Origin of the sequence: Halobacterium sp. R2-5 (assembly GCF_011734195.1) — an archaeon.
GTDB lineage: Archaea > Halobacteriota > Halobacteria > Halobacteriales > Halobacteriaceae > Halobacterium.
Window position 1 is genome coordinate 206,420 of record NZ_JAANTH010000003.1, and the last position, 14,977, is coordinate 221,396.

Sequence of the window (14,977 nt, forward strand, 5' to 3'; positions counted from 1 at the left end):
CACGACGCCAAACTACCGCAACAGCACTACGATGAGTCCAGCGACCGCCGATACGCCCGCGATAACCGCGAACGCAGTAACGAACCCAACAACATCGGAGATGTACCCAACAAATGCGGGTGCCAAGGCACCGACTCCAGTCATACCAGTCCGGATAACACCGAGCGTGCCACCACCAATGCTCTCAGGGATAACGTCCATCAGGTAGGAGTCACGGACAGGCCGGAATCCATGGAAGCCGGCTCCGACAACCACCGTCGTGACTACAAGAACGGGAAGACTCTCTGCTACGACTAACGTCGTGATGCCAAGGAACATTGCGGCGAACAGCAGGCTGCTAACTCGTAGGCGGCCCATGCGATCGCTGAGATCACCGGTGACAGTCTGAGACACACTCGCGGCGAACAAGAGACTATACAGAATCCCAGAGACTTCCCCATCTAGTCCCTTTTCGGTCGCCAAGAATAGTGGAAAGAATGAGGAGAGTCCGTTCCAAGCAAACGTAAACAACATCGTGACGACCATGAACAGCAACAGACTCCGATTTCTGAACACCGCAAGATAGCTCACGTCCTCCCCATCGGCAGCACCCTCGACGGCACCTGCGCTACCGCGTGCCATCAACTCGTCGTCGTTCCGCACGCGGAGCAAAAACAGGAGGATTAGGATGGCAGTGACGGTAGCCCCGAGAACAAAGACGCCCTGCCAGACAGTGATGGCGAGAATGCCGGCGACTGCAAGCGGGGCGGTCATCCCGCCTAGCTGGCCGATTGTATCCATGACTCCGAGCGCCCGACCGGTTCGATCCGGGTACTGACTCGACAACAGTGGAATCGCGACCGCCTTGTGTGGTCCTGTTCCAAGCCCAATCATGATCGCCGCGATAAGAACGACGGCGAAACTGGGGCTTGCGGCCGCGAGGAGTGCTGCAAACGCGAACACTGTGGCACCGAGGAGGATGACGAACGATCGCCCAATCCGGTCGCCGAGCATTCCAGCCGGGAACTGAACGGTCGAGTATGCCAGCATCATCGCGGTGAAGAGGATGCCAGTCTGTGTATTCGACACGTTGTAGATCGCCTGAAACGTCTCGAATAAGGGGGGAAACACGAACCGGAGAAACTGGACCATGAACCACAGTAGCGAGACGAGGACTACAAGATCATACGTGCGGACCGTTGAGTACAGACTTCTCCAAGAGACGTTCATAGATTGTGTGGGAGCCGGCGTGCGTGGAAAGCAGTGACTGGCGCAAGGACTTAAGTATACTTACCCAAAGCAAGAGGACGATGGACTTACGACTTGCCGATCGAACCGCTATCGTCGCGGCTTCAAGCAAAGGGATCGGTTACGCAGTCGCAAAACGCTTCCTCGAGGAGGGCGCGAATGTGACAATCTGTTCGCGGTCGCAGGAAAGCATCGAAGACGCTGCTACTCAACTGCGGGAAGAAGCTGGCGTCGATGCCAATCGGATTCTTCCTGTGGAGTGCGATATCACTGAGCGAGATCAGATCGACCAGCTTGTTTCGCGAACGGTCGATACGTTTGGGGGGGTTGACGTGCAAGTGAACAACCACGGCGGCCCTCCGGCGGTCACATTCGAGGAGGCGACCGAGGAGCAGTGGGCCGACAGCCACGAGTTGGTCATCTCAAGCAATCGGTGGTTGGCGGAGGCGACGCTACCCCACCTTGAGGACAGTGATCTTGGGTCGCTAATCACCGTCACGAGCGCCTCGGCCAGAGAACCCCCACTGGGGCATGCGATTTCGAATGTGTACCGGCTCGGCCTCTACGGGCTCACGAAAACGATCTCTCGGGAGTTTGCACCCGCCGTCCGTGCTAACGCCGTGACTCCTCGCTTCATAATGACGGACCGGATCGAGTACAAAGTGGAACGGCGGGCAGAACAACGTGACATTTCGTGGGATGAAGCACTCCAGAGCCGCGTCGATGAGGTGTCGATGGATCGACCGGGCAAGCCGTCCGAGTTTGCCGACGCCGTCGCGTTCTTCGCGTCGCCACGCTCTAGCTACATGACGGGCGAGGTAGTGAGCGTCGACGGTGGTTGGAGTCGCCACGTGCTGTAAGCCAGCTGGCCATACCAAGCCAACCCACTTGCGGCGGCTCGGGATGAGCCGGTCAATCGCTCTGGCACCCCATTAATTTTTATGAGATGGTGTGCATGAGCGAACTGCAATGGAAGTAACCGATATCGAAACTGCAGTTCTCGGGAGCGCTGTCGATGCCGCGTCCCTACCGGCGCAGGTTGGCGCCCGAGAACTCGACATTAGTTCGGTTGTCGTGAAGGTACATACGGACGAAGGGATCACCGGACTCGGAGAGTCGTTCTACCGCTCCGAGGAGAACAATCGGTTCCTAGCCCAGTCCATCGAGTCGATCGGCCGCCACGTCATCGGCAAAGATCCACGTGACGTTAAGGACATCTGGCACGAGCTGTACCTCCACGTGAAGCGTGCGGGTGCATACGGTGCTCTGAGCGCGATCGATGAGGCACTTTGGGACATCGTCGGCAAGAACGCCGGACTACCGGTGTACGAGCTACTCGGCGGTCAGACCGGCACCGTTAACGCGTACGCGACGTTCCCGGTCGATAAGGAAGCGGACGAGCTGGTTGAATATGCAAACTGGCTCGACGAAAAGGGCTTCGAGGCGATGAAGGTAGGTGCCGGCTTTGGCGTCGAGGAAGACCGCCACCGCATCCGGACCATCACCGAAGGCAGTCCGGAGGGCTTTGGGCTGGCCATCGACGCGAACACGTCGTACGAATACACTGATGCCCGCCGCGTCGCAAAGACGGCCGGTGAGTACGAGGTCGAATGGTTCGAAGAACCTATCGCCCACACGGATATACAGGGGCAGGCCCAGCTCAACCAAGACGTCGAAGTCCCGATTTCGGGATACCAGACACACACCCCTCATTACCCAGCAAAGAAGCACCTCGAAGCGGGCGCACTCGATATTTATCAGCCCTCCGTCGACTACGTCGGCGGCATCACGGGGGCAATGCGCGTCGCCAACCTAGTTGAGACGTACAACAAAGAGCTCGTTCCGCACGCGCTCGGACCAGCGATTAACTATGCCGCCAGCCTCCACGTGGCGGCGGCGAGCCGCAAGTGCTCGCTCATCGAGTTCGCCGTCCTCGACGACGACATCGACGATCCCGGCGAGTATATCGCCGGCAAGTACGTCGAAAACCAGGACGCCATCTACGTCCAAGACGGTGGGCGCATCGACCCGCCGTCTGAACCTGGACTCGGTGTCACCATCGACGACGAGGTCTTCGAGGAGTACCGGATCGACTAACACGAGCCTGATAGCGACCCGCAAACTCGGGATCTCAAGCCCGGGCCAATATCTTCATGGCGTCAGGCGTATCGGCGACGCATTCAATACCCTCACTGGGATTCGAATCCGTTACCGCCGTTTCTGCGAGCTGTACACGTCCCTGCTGTAGCTCCGACATGTGGTTGTTACCCCTCTGTGGGGAGCGAACTCGACTTCTGCCCTATCCCCCACGAAAGTTTTATTAGGTTGTCGTAGAGACATGCCATCACCCCACGAGGATGCGTGGTGTACGCGCTACGCAATGCTCGTGGAGGAGACCAACTATGAAGGACAAACTACCGACTCGACGGGAGTACCTGCGACTGACTGGCGCTGCGGGACTTGCTGGTCTCGCCGGATGTGCCGGCGGTGACGGAGGTGGCGACGGAGACGGCTCGGGCGACGGAAACACGGATTCCAACGGAAACACAGATTCCAACGGAAACACAGATTCCAACGGAGGCGGGGGCGACGACTACCCCTCCCAGCGGATGACGTTCGTCGCGTGGGCCAGCCGCGGTGGCGGCAGCGACACGATCGTCCGGCAGGGGTACCTCCGACCGATTCGACAGAATGACTTGCTGCCAGTCGATGCTCGGGCGATTAACCAAACCGGCGGCGGTGGCGAAGCCGGAATGCGGTACACGCTTGACCAGGACCCTGACGGCCACACCGTCCTTAACGTGACCACGAACCTGGTCGTGACGCCACTCTCACGCGACATCGGGATCACGTACGAGGACTTCACCCCGATTGCCCGGATGGGCGTCGAGCCAATCCTGCTGGTCATTCGCGGTGACGACGACAGGTTCAACAGCATCCAAGAGTTCCGTGACTACGCCGCAGAGAACCGTGTGTCCATTGCCTCGTTCGACGTCGGGACACAGGACCACACGGCAGCATTCCTCCTGAGTAGGCGGACGGACATGAACGCAGAGATTGTCCCCTTCTCGGGTGGCGGCGAGCAGGTTTCGGCGCTGCTGGCGGGCGACGTCGACGCTGCGGTCACCGCGCCAAGCGAGGTTAGTGACCAGCGTGAATCCGGAGAGGTGCAGTATCTCCTGCACTTCTCGGGACAGGAGCTCGAGCTCTACCCTGACGTCCCATACGTCAACCAAGCGTTCGATACGGAGATTGTCGTCGAGCAGTTCCGTGGCACTGTCGTTCACGGCGATACGCCGCAATCCCGCGTCGAGTACCTCCGAGACCTGTATGAGGAGATCTACAACACCGATGAGTTCGAGGAGTACGCCAGCAACAACAACGTGAATCCCGCGTTCCTCCGGGGCGAGGAGTTCTACAACTACGTCGAGGGGGTCAACGAACGGTTCACGGAGGTCTTCAAAGAGAACAACCTCGGTATCTATTCGGATAACTGATGGAATTCAAGGCGAACACAGTCCGAGAGCGGCTTGACGAGACAATCCACCTGCGCAAGAGTACAGGTGAGATTGCAATACTGGTACTGTTGGGAGTGCTCGGAGCGTTCGCTGCCATCTACAGTCAGCTGAACCTGCCACTCGAGAACCCGTTTGGTGCGGGTGTTGGACCACGACTATTCCCGCAGCTTGCGGGTGTGACGATGGTATTAATGAGCGTGTACCTGTTGTCGATCCGCCTTTGGCGGCGGCGGAGGAAGGAGCTGGATGACAAGATCGTCGAGATGCAAGTCCGCGATGGACTGCGCGTGCTCACGTTCATCCTGCTTTGCGCAGGATACATGCTCGTGTTCGAAAACATCGGTTTCGGAGTGTCAACAACCGCACTGCTGTTCCTGTTGTTTATGACAAACGGGTTTCGGCGATATCTGCTTGCGGCGGTACTCGCCATCGGGTTCACCGTGGCTATCTACCTCGTGTTCACGACCGGACTCGGGCTCCCGCTCCCATCACCACTGCTGCGTGATCTGATCACAGGGGTGCTATAAATAGTAATGATTGAACAATTTAGCCCGTTACAGGTCGGCGTGATGCTTGAGATATTCACCGATCCCTATCTGATCGGGATAATCATCGCATCCGTTATTATCGGCGTGTCAGCCGGGATGATCCCTGGACTCAACGCGTCCGTAACGGTTGCGATCCTTCTCCCGGTAGCGTTCGGGATGGATCCAATCCCGGCGATGATCTTCTTCTTCGGGATCTACTCCGGGGCGCAATACGGTGGATCGGTAGCAGCGATCCTCATCAACACACCCGGGACCACAGCAGCGGCCGCAACGACCTTTGACGGCTACCCGATGTCGAAGAAGGGGGAGTCCGGTCGCGCACTGGGAATCGCAGCGCTCGCTTCCGGCCTTGGGGGATTATTCAGCGTCGTCGTACTCATCACCATCGGGCCGCCGTTCGCTGAGTTCGCGCTCAACTTCGGTCCCGCCGAAATCGCCGCGATTTCGATCTTCGGGTTAAGCCTCGTCTCCGCCGTCTCTGGCGACAGCCTAGCAAAAGGGCTTGTCGGGACGGCGCTGGGGATCTTCATCGCGACGATCGGTCGGGACCCCGTCTCGGGGTACAGCCGATTCACCCTTGACTCGCTGCTCCTAACCGACGGGATTAACTTCATCGCAGCGCTCATTGGGCTGTTCGCCGTCTCGGAAGTGCTGCTGAACGTCGAAACGATCCATGACTCAGTCAAAGGATTTGGCCAGCGGGTCGAATCCACATTCCCGTCGATGGCTGACATCAAGGAGTCCGCTCGCGTCATCGTGAGCGGTATGTTCGTCGGCTCGTTTATCGGAACGCTTCCCGGGTCCGGGTCCACGCTGGGGTCATTTATTCACTACGGCATCGCTCAGCGGATCGCCCACCGCGGGAAGGAATTCGGTACAGGCGTCATCGAGGGCGTCGCTGCTTCCGAGTCCGCGAACAACGCTGCGACTGGTGGGGCGATGATCCCGCTTCTCACCCTCGGTATTCCAGGTAGTGGCACCACGGCAGTCATGCTCGGTGCCCTAAATATCCTGAATATCAGTCCCGGACCACAGCTCTTCACCGAGCAGTCAGAGCTACTCTGGATGTGGTTCGGTGGGTTCATCTTGGCGAACATCTTCTTCGTCGTGATCGCCTTCATGCTCCTGCCGGTGTTCGTTCGAGTGTTGGAGACACCCCGTGCGATCCTGTTCTCGGTCATCGCGGTGTTGACCATCGTGGGAACGTTCGCACTCGAGAACACGCTCCGGCAGGCATGGCTGATGTTCGCTATGGGAGTCCTCGGGTACGTCCTGAAGAAGTTCGACTTCCCAGTTGGTCCAATCGTGCTTGCCATCGTGCTCGCACCGATCATTGAGTTGGGTATTCGCCGGGCCCTCGCCATCAGTGGCGGCGCAGTTGGTCCGGTGGTCACCAAGCCCATCGTCGCAATCCTACTTGTCCTCTCAGTTGTGACGTTCTTCTCGCCGTACTTCCGGGAGATTTACGACGGCCTCTCCCGGGTCCGCGCAGGATAAATCTGCTACGGCACTACTATTTTTTGACGAGTCGTCAGCGACACAGGTACTAGGTCAAACCTCCACCAAAGAACGATAACCTTCGTCTTCTGAATCTCGAAGACAGGTGGGTTGTCCGGAGTGACATCGGGTTTGATTGGCGTGAGGTGTAAACGACACGGCGGAGTTGCGATCGCTTGAAGAGATATAACGGTCGTTGTCTGGGCCTGATACGACTCGGAATAGGACGTCAGTGGGAGGGGTTCCTAACTGCTGTTTTCGGTGACAACCGTGACCGGCCCATAGAAGTCAAGGATGAGTTTCTGGGCCTCATCACCAAAAAGCATCTTCCCTGCGGGAGAGCGCTTTTTCCCCGCGATGAAGACGTGGTTGGTGTCCCACTCGTCAGCGATTTTGATGACATCTTCGGGGATCGTTCCGATTGCACCGACCGCGGTGAACGAGACGTCATCGCCGAAGAACTTCTCACCAACGGCTTCAGCCTCGGCTTTTGCCTCTCGCTCGACCTCTTCGATGCTGTCAACACGTTCACTTGATTCAGCCTGTCGACGGACGTCTCCCTCGTACTCGTCGCGGTCGACAATCCGACAGAGGACAATCTCCAGATCCGTCCCAGTAACATGTCGCTTCGCGGTTTCGAGTAGCTGTTCGTTGGCCTCGGCGCTATCCAGAACTACTGCTATCGTTGCCATACACAGGCTGTGTTCGCCTGCCCACATAAGGTTATAGGACGATTGGGAGATCATTTGTCGAGAATGATTGTTTCCCAGAGCTAGTCAGTACAGAAGCGGGATGAGACGCGAGTGTTCCCAAGCGAACGATGAGATAGACTTGTGGGTCGCGTCCGCCAGGTGAGCACCAAGGTACCTACCGACGCCGCCAGCACCGAAGATACCGAGTTTCATACTAACCGCACCTATGGACGGTCCGATGAAAGCGATTGGGTTCGCCTGTCGTTCGTGTACTTGCCAAACTAACAGTGTGGCATCGGAACGCCAGATGTGGAACGTCTCGACAGTGGGTAAGTTGAGAGACATCTCTTCGGTGGCCGCTACACCCGTTCGGCGGTCATTGGCTCTGTTGTTGGTCTCTTGGGCCTCACGTCCATCGCGTTTCTTCTCGGCCTGCGTGTTGGGCTCTACGAGTTTTCGGGGTGGCTTGTGATTGTGCCTAGGACCGCCGTTGTAGCAGAAATGGACGGTGCGGGCCTCATGTCGACGGTCGATTCGCTGTGGCTCATCAGCCTCTGGGGTATGTCTTCCCACACTCGTCGGCTATCTTACTGAGGAGTAGATGAGAGCTGACAGGTACACTTTGCCGAGAATACTGGGTTCACATACGAGTCCGCTCGCGCCAAACTACTCCGAGGAAGGTATAGGGCGTATATCTTGCAGTCCTCTTTATCTCTCCTCTGTTAATTGCTTTGTGAACACCATTTAGTAATACGCACACGGAGGTCGTCCGTTACCTGTTCCGTCCCTGAGTCACCACCGATATCGGGGGTTCGTGGGGCATCCGTGTCGGCCAATTGTTTCGCTACGGCGGTCCTCAACGTTCGTGCAACCGCCTGTTCATCGAGGTAGTCCCAGAGAAGTTCCCATGAGAGCACTGCTCCAATCGGATTCGCGATCTCCTTACCCATGATATCGAAGGCACTTCCGTGAACCGGCTCGAACATCGACGGGTATTCTCCCGTCGGGTTGATGTTCGTCGACGGAGCAAGACCCATGCTTCCGGAGATACCCGCGCCAAGGTCGGTGAGAATGTCGCCAAAGAGGTTCGAGGCGACGATAACGTCGAACTCCTCTGGTCGCCTGACGAGGTCCATGCTAGCCGCATCGACGAGCAGACGTTCGACATCGACCTCGGGATAGTCTTGATGGACTTCACTTACAATATCGTCAGAAGACCATTCCATGGACCTGTGCGTTGGATTTTGTGATACTCGTGAGCTTGTGGTCGCGTTCAGTTGCAGCCTCGAACGCCGCACGGACGATTGTCTCCGTTCCGTCGCGAGTGTAAAGAGCACTCTGGACAGCGACCTCGTTCTTGTACCCCTGATATTCTCTGCCGCCAATGTCAGCATACTCTCCCTCCGTGTTCTGTCTATAAACGACAAAGTCGATATCTCCGTTGGCGTAGCCTTGTAGTGGACTGGTAACGCCCTCAAATAGGTAGATGGGTCGTTTACAGATCTGCTGGTTGAATCCCTTCGTGATTACCAATCTGAGTCCACGCAGGGTCACGTGGTCGGGGACATCGGGATGCCCGACCGCACCGAGAAAGATGGCATCGTAATCACGGAGCTCGTCAAGTCCATTGTTCGGCATCATCGCCCCTTTGTGGAGATATCTCTCGGAACCCCAATCGTACTGGATAGTATCGAACGATACGCCGCACTTGTTGGCTGCCGCCTCAACGACCGGCATTGAGTAATCTACAACTTCGGTTCCGATACCGTCACCCGGTATCACTGCTATCTTATAAGATATTAGTTACCATACTGCAGACTATTACAATTTTTGAATCCGAGGTCTGTGACGTAGTGATGACCGTGTCGAAAACCGTAACCCGTTGAGACATACGAGATCGGAAGGGAGTAGAAGGATTCGTTCGCCTTCTGCTGGTGCGTGAGCAGGAGTTCGAGAACGAACAGACCATGCTGTTGATCGAACCCCACCGTGGGAACTCATCGCCAGCGACGTAGAGTACGCCGCCTAACAGAAAGAGAAACCAAACGTCGCTGAGTTACGTTAGTAGTATAAAGATCGAGAACAGAGTCCTGCGCCAATCCAGGAAGCGCTACCAAGAATTCATCAAGAAGACGAAGCTCTGGATCGTCGTTGGGAGGGATGAAGTTCACTCAACTTTCGGCGAAGCTGTATGCCGAAGCACGTCGTGTTCGCTGAGCCGCTCAGTACCAATCAGTTGACTCCCCTTGGTAACGGGACTTCCCCTGTCCGCGACGACTCGCCGTCATTGCCAGGGAATTGAGGTAGTGCGAAAACGATGGAGTAGCCCGCTTAATATCCGAGTCTTCCGAGCGCCGTCTCGACGTCGGTAACGCCGTCGATTGTCAATGAGATATTCGTGGACGTTCCGTCGGTAACCTCTGCGCTTGAGCCGTCCCAGTGAATCCGTGCTTCCTCCTCGAGCCTGTTCTCGCCCAACGAAACGCGTTGTGGCGCGCTATCTGGAAGTTGGGAAAGTACCTGGCTGAGTTGCCTGAGCTGTGCGGGTTCGAGGACTACGCTGCTTCTGTCTGGGGTCCGCAGTACGATATCGCCGTCAGAATAGACGGCCACCTCGATACCAGTCGGGGTGACTTCGTAATGCACGCGTTTGGCTTCGCCACTCATCCTTCCACCTCATCATGATGGACCGTTTCCCGACTCAATTGCTGAGAGAGACTCTCGCTGTGGATACGTTGGGCCAGTTGGCCTGCCCGATCACTGTCCTGCGCAGGACTTGGGGAACCAGTATCGGCGAATTGGATGGCGTGGCCGGTCGTTTCGAGGTGGTGACTGTTCGTGTGATACGGTTGTGCAAGCCGCTGACTGTCTGTCTCGACAGGTTTGAGGGAGACCACTGTCGAAGAGACAGCCTGCAGCCGAGGGATATAGTTGTATTCCATTACAGGTCAGATTTATTGATAGTCATGTTTAACTCTTTGTCAGATCTCAACTCACGTGGAAACGATCTTCGCCTGGATCGCTTGAGACTCATCTCCGCTCCAGTCATACGAGATTTGCTGCCGCTCCAACATTTCCGCGATAAGATGACCAATATCCTCGTCCGACATGGTCATCGTATCGAAGGACTCGTACCCGATTGATGGACTATCGGGGTCATTCTGTGCTGAAAAGCTTACAGCTCCGAGAACCTCGGTTCCCGCATCTTCAAGCTCTTCAACCAAATTCTCGATGGCGGGCCCACCACAGGAATGACAGCCAGATTGCCCAATATTCGTCACAACACTGTGGCCCCTCAAATCAGCCATTGCATCCCGGAACGGAAGGGAATAACACCGCAACGGGTTCACTGTCTCAATCTTACATGTGCCTCCATGTACACGAGCGCGTAAATTAAAATCTGGATGATAATACCCGGCATAGCCCAGGTCAATATCCAGGAGCTCAAGCGCATCGTCAAGGAACCGATCGACATACGGGTTCGAGATCAGCTTGCGCGCCGGTGGACCCAACGCGAGCAAGCCGTCCCTGCGCTCTCGAAGCACCTCGGCCAACGTGAGCGGGCCGGTATTCGAACCTACCTGAGCATACTTTGCTTCCAGCTGCTCGAGTTTCGTCGGGCCGAGACCAACTAGGTCGTCGAGATGGTCGCGAAGCACAATATTCGACGCTGCTACCGCGTTCGTGGAGGGCTTCTGTAGCATGTCCAACTATATACGCCCACGTGTCACTGATAAGGGTTTGCCAAAGCAAGATCAAAACTCCCTGCGACCCGAACAGGAGTTTTCCCTCGCAAAAAAGGCGTGCGGCCCGTTTACTAGGACAATTGAGACGATTCGGAGGCGTTATCCGCCGAGAGCAGTTTTGGTGCGGCCTGATGTAGCTCAAGGACCCTATGTCCACGCGTCGTCAACGAGACCGTCTTCCGCTGCTGATTGTACGCTAAAACACGAACATCAGCCATCATTGGCAGATGTGATTGGAGAATTGACACGTTCGCAGCGGTCCGATCTTGACCGTGCTCCGTCGAAAGGTGATCAGCGATGTCCCGAACCGGGACCACCTCATCGTCTTCGTCCGCCACGAACTGGAGGATCCAGCGCCGCCGCTGGTTCCGGAGTACCTCATACGCAATTCCGGGATCGATTTCCGGTTCGGGCTTGGTATCTTGATTCTGGGTGACAGCTTCTCTGAGCGTGCTGAGTAGGCTCATCACGTTCCTCCTACCGGAGCCTACGCAGCACCACATGCGGGGTCAAGACCACCTCAGTCTCCTGATATCCGCGATCAACCTAGTATCGAAGTTGGCACCCCTCCCTCCGACTGGTGTCTGTCGGCAGTGTGCTGTAGGTATATCAACGATTTGGCAACCCCTTAAGAGGCTGTTATGGATATGGATGAGTACCGATGGTCCCCACAATCGTAGACCTCGCCCCAGGCGCGCAAATGTACATCGCCTGGATCGATCCAGACGAATCGTCGTGCCAAGTTGACCGGCTTCGCATCCAAGAGCACTACGAGACCGACAACGGTCGTCATGTCGTGTATGCGTCCAGCTCCGATCACGAAATACACCTCATCGAGTCTGACCACCATCCGCCTATTGCGGTAAACAAAGCTCCAGATTCACTCGAAGAGCACGTCATCGACGACGACACCGAATATCGGGGCGGCCCTGTCTTTGGTATTGAACGGCGGTCTCCGCCGCTTGTATTGGACGTCCTGTGCTCCGCTCTCGAATACGGCTGCAGGCCTCTTGACGCCATCAACCTCGTTGCGCTTGGCTTTGAACTCTACTCCGTAGACGAGTACGTGCTGTGGCGTTCTGCCCCCGAAGAAAGCCTCCATGCTGACCTCGATGAAACGATCTCGCGGATGATTGCCAACGCCAAACCCTAGCCGTCCTCGCCTCCTCTTTCACAGACTAGCGTCTGCGAGACACACCAAGAGAACCAGCGGCGTCGAGACGCCGAAACTTCCAAAATGCCGGATTACGGGTCGGCGGTGGCGCGGTCGGTCACATGTCCGAGTCGTTGCGCCTCTCAAATGACGTTAGTGACCGTTGGACTGCAAGGACACTCTGCTCCGTCCTGAGGAACCCACCTTGCCAGATCGCATGCGTCACTTCGTTGATTGTGACCTGGGCGAGAAACCCGTACTCATCATAGAGATTTTCGTAGGTGGCGTCATAGCCCAGATTGTTGAGGAGGAGGACGTAGTCGTCAATTGGATAAACGTCTCCTTGGAAGATACGTGGCTCGCCGTTGTAGAGACGCCCACGGAACCGTTCGATTAGTTCCTCGTGAGATGGACGCGTCATTGGGTGTCACCTGCTGGGCTAACAGTTGGCTGTACTACTGGAGGGCGCTCCGTGGAGGTCTGCTTCACGGTATTTGCTACGAATTGTTGATTTCCAATAAGTCTTCGTCGGACATTTCTTCCAGCGGTGATCCACCAATGCTACTGACATCCTATATGCGATAGAGGTTGTTCTTCTGTTCCCACGTCGCAGACAGCTCCGAGAAACGCCAAAGCGTCTTACCCGACCGACAGCTAAACCCCTTCGTAATGCCCTCCCCCATCTCCGCAGACGACCACGACCTCCGCGAAGTCCCTCCAGCAATGCATCACGACGGCGCCGCCCTAGCTGACTTCGACCCGACGCCCAACGAACCCGACCTCGACATCTGGCCGCTCGCGACCGACAAAGGTGCGAAGACATTCTCCGGTGACCCCGACGACCTCGTCCCGATCTACAACAGCTATCCGGAGCCACACGTCCGCTGGCTCACTCCCAAGCAGTTCAAATACGAGTTCGGCTACCACTCGAACAACCCCGCCGAAATCGTCGCCGACGACGCCCTTGAGGACATCAACGACCGGCGCCGACTGACACTCTCGAAGACGCGCATGGAGGCGTTCCGTCGCGTCGCCCAGCTGTGGAACGGCGAGTACGTCGGCCCTCGCGACGTCCACCTCCTCGCCGACAAAGCGCCCTCCTGGAACGACGTCGTCGGCGACCTCGACCAGCGCCAGCTCGACGCGCTCCGCCCGACGGTGCACCGCCACGACGACGAGCTTGTAAACGCATTCGGCAAATTCGGATGGTTCGAGCCCGAGAACACCGTTTCGGGCTGGTTTAAGCCCACGTATATCGCGCGGTCGCGCGCTGACTACGACATTGAGGAGCGAGCGCGCACACTCATCAACGGGCGCGACGATCTCCCGAACCTCCGGGGCGACCCCCACGAAGGCTTGACGCACCGCTTCGGCGTCGGTGTCGAGGCTGCCCGCGCCGCCTTCTGCGAGAACCGCAGCGTCAAGACGTACAAACAGGTCGACGACTACACCGTCGATCTCCTCGAATACGAGGCCACTGGTGATCGCGTCGTTGGCGAGGTGCTCACCCATCACCACAACAACCGGCTCTACCGGAGCACCTTCCGGAAGCTGGCCGACCTCCAGGCGTCTGCCGTCCTCGTCTTCGACACGCGTTCGACCGCTCGCCGCGTCCTGAACCACTGGCACGACAGATGCGGCGACGTCCCCGGCGCGCCCTTCGAGAGCGAACTGAACGTCGACTGGACGCGCTCGAAGTTCGCGGAGGCCGCCGCCGACCCAGCCCGCGACTGGTCCGTTCAGGAACTACTCACCATCTCCCAGCTCTGGAAGCTCGTCTTTGGCGAGGGACGGGCACCGCCCGCCCGCAAACTCATGTCCCTAAATTGGTAACTCTCCGTTCCGGACTCACCGCTGTTTCTTCCCTAACTCCACTACAGTACACATATTATACTGGATGCTCGGCGGGTGCCCGCACCTACTCAAATCCGGTGGCTCGGGGCGTTCCGCAGTTGGTTTCGGGTGGGGAAGACGGTGGACGGCGCCGCAACTACTCTTAGAATCTGATACGTAGCCGAATCTTCTCAGTTGGCGGTGGCTACTGAGAGTCGTCCGACCGGATGTCGACGGAGCCAACTAAGAGTCGCGTGGAATCAGGGTGCGGCGCTCGCGAGCATCTCGTCGATCGTTTCCTCGACGTTCGCGCGGAGCTCTTCCTCCGGCACCCCACGGCTCAGCGCGTAGTCCACGTCCGCGTAGATCTCGAAGCCCAACGCGACCAGATCCATCACCTCGGCTGGGGTGAACCCCGATTCGAGGAGCGAGAGGAGCGTCCGCCAGAGAAGGAGGCCAGAGGTCGGCATGATGGCGAATACGGGGCGTCCCGGGACGGTATCCTGGCCGCGGATTCTCTGCAATTCACCCGATTCGTCCAACAAATCCATCACAACGCCCTCTCCCATCGCGTCCGTGTCGAACGGTTTCTGGACGACCTGGATGCGATGGTCGTCGCCGGCGAGGTCAGCGACGTATACCCCCGGTTCGGCGGTGTAGACGTCCTGCACGATGAGATTTTCTGCCTGACACGTTTGGTCGGAGTCAATCCAGGAGACGTAAATGGGCTCTCCCGGCGAACACTTGTTTAGTGGAACTGACA

14 protein-coding genes and 1 pseudogene are annotated in these 14,977 nt (G+C 57.4%); 7 read left to right on the forward strand and 8 right to left on the reverse strand.

Annotated features, from left to right (window positions below):
• Nucleotides 1-12 precede the first annotated feature (12 nt).
• Nucleotides 13-1,209 (reverse strand): MFS transporter, encoded by a 1,197-nt coding sequence (locus tag G9C83_RS15530; protein ID WP_167247604.1) that lies wholly within the window; start codon nt 1,207-1,209, stop codon nt 13-15.
• 80 nt (nt 1,210-1,289) lie between these two features.
• On the opposite strand from G9C83_RS15530, the gene G9C83_RS15535 reads away from it, so the two are divergent.
• The 5 genes from G9C83_RS15535 to G9C83_RS15555 all read left to right on the forward strand — a co-directional run bounded on the left by G9C83_RS15535 (nt 1,290) and on the right by G9C83_RS15555 (nt 6,790).
• Nucleotides 1,290-2,087, forward strand: a complete 798-nt coding sequence (locus tag G9C83_RS15535; RefSeq protein ID WP_167247606.1) for an SDR family oxidoreductase — start codon at nt 1,290-1,292, stop codon at nt 2,085-2,087.
• A gap of 109 nt (nt 2,088-2,196) precedes the next feature.
• Nucleotides 2,197-3,324 (forward strand): mandelate racemase/muconate lactonizing enzyme family protein, encoded by a 1,128-nt coding sequence (locus tag G9C83_RS15540; protein WP_167247608.1) that lies wholly within the window; start codon nt 2,197-2,199, stop codon nt 3,322-3,324.
• 305 nt (nt 3,325-3,629) lie between these two features.
• Nucleotides 3,630-4,724 carry a tripartite tricarboxylate transporter substrate binding protein gene (locus G9C83_RS15545; RefSeq protein WP_167247610.1) on the forward strand — a complete coding sequence of 365 codons (1,095 nt, stop codon included), beginning with the start codon at nt 3,630-3,632 and terminating at the stop codon, nt 4,722-4,724.
• Complete coding sequence (locus tag G9C83_RS15550; RefSeq protein ID WP_167247612.1) at nt 4,724-5,272, forward strand: tripartite tricarboxylate transporter TctB family protein; 549 nt, start codon at nt 4,724-4,726, stop codon at nt 5,270-5,272. Before G9C83_RS15545 ends, G9C83_RS15550 begins: the two co-directional genes overlap by 1 nt.
• A gap of 42 nt (nt 5,273-5,314) precedes the next feature.
• Nucleotides 5,315-6,790 carry a tripartite tricarboxylate transporter permease gene (locus G9C83_RS15555; RefSeq protein WP_167247614.1) on the forward strand — a complete coding sequence of 492 codons (1,476 nt, stop codon included), beginning with the start codon at nt 5,315-5,317 and terminating at the stop codon, nt 6,788-6,790.
• Nucleotides 6,791-7,035: 245 nt separating this feature from the next.
• On the opposite strand, the gene G9C83_RS15560 is transcribed toward G9C83_RS15555, so the two are convergent.
• The 5 genes and pseudogenes from G9C83_RS15560 to G9C83_RS15580 all read right to left on the reverse strand — a co-directional run bounded on the left by G9C83_RS15560 (nt 7,036) and on the right by G9C83_RS15580 (nt 11,695).
• On the reverse strand, nt 7,036-7,482 hold the full coding sequence (locus tag G9C83_RS15560; RefSeq protein WP_167247616.1) for a universal stress protein: 447 nt from the start codon (nt 7,480-7,482) through the stop codon (nt 7,036-7,038).
• A 722-nt stretch (nt 7,483-8,204) separates the two neighbouring features.
• Nucleotides 8,205-9,282 (reverse strand): annotated as a pseudogene (locus G9C83_RS16315) (isocitrate/isopropylmalate family dehydrogenase).
• 531 nt (nt 9,283-9,813) lie between these two features.
• Entirely contained in the window at nt 9,814-10,149 is a 336-nt protein-coding gene (locus G9C83_RS15570; protein WP_167247618.1) for a hypothetical protein, read from the reverse strand.
• A 326-nt stretch (nt 10,150-10,475) separates the two neighbouring features.
• Nucleotides 10,476-11,186 carry a hypothetical protein gene (locus G9C83_RS15575; RefSeq protein WP_167247620.1) on the reverse strand — a complete coding sequence of 237 codons (711 nt, stop codon included), beginning with the start codon at nt 11,184-11,186 and terminating at the stop codon, nt 10,476-10,478.
• 113 nt (nt 11,187-11,299) lie between these two features.
• Entirely contained in the window at nt 11,300-11,695 is a 396-nt protein-coding gene (locus G9C83_RS15580) for a hypothetical protein (protein ID WP_167247622.1), read from the reverse strand.
• A gap of 194 nt (nt 11,696-11,889) precedes the next feature.
• On the opposite strand from G9C83_RS15580, the gene G9C83_RS15585 reads away from it, so the two are divergent.
• Nucleotides 11,890-12,381, forward strand: coding sequence for a hypothetical protein (locus G9C83_RS15585; RefSeq protein ID WP_167247624.1), 492 nt, complete (start codon nt 11,890-11,892; stop codon nt 12,379-12,381).
• A 118-nt stretch (nt 12,382-12,499) separates the two neighbouring features.
• Here G9C83_RS15585 and G9C83_RS15590 read toward each other — a convergent pair whose 3' ends face one another.
• Entirely contained in the window at nt 12,500-12,802 is a 303-nt protein-coding gene (locus G9C83_RS15590) for a hypothetical protein (RefSeq protein ID WP_167247626.1), read from the reverse strand.
• Between the two features lie 167 nt (nt 12,803-12,969).
• Here G9C83_RS15590 and G9C83_RS15595 point away from each other — a divergent pair, with 167 nt between their 5' ends.
• Nucleotides 12,970-14,214: a hypothetical protein gene (locus G9C83_RS15595; RefSeq protein ID WP_167247628.1), complete on the forward strand. Its 1,245-nt coding sequence runs from the start codon at nt 12,970-12,972 to the stop codon at nt 14,212-14,214.
• A 260-nt stretch (nt 14,215-14,474) separates the two neighbouring features.
• On the opposite strand, the gene G9C83_RS15600 is transcribed toward G9C83_RS15595, so the two are convergent.
• Nucleotides 14,475-14,885 carry a hypothetical protein gene (locus G9C83_RS15600; RefSeq protein WP_167247630.1) on the reverse strand — a complete coding sequence of 137 codons (411 nt, stop codon included), beginning with the start codon at nt 14,883-14,885 and terminating at the stop codon, nt 14,475-14,477.
• Nucleotides 14,886-14,977 lie beyond the last annotated feature (92 nt).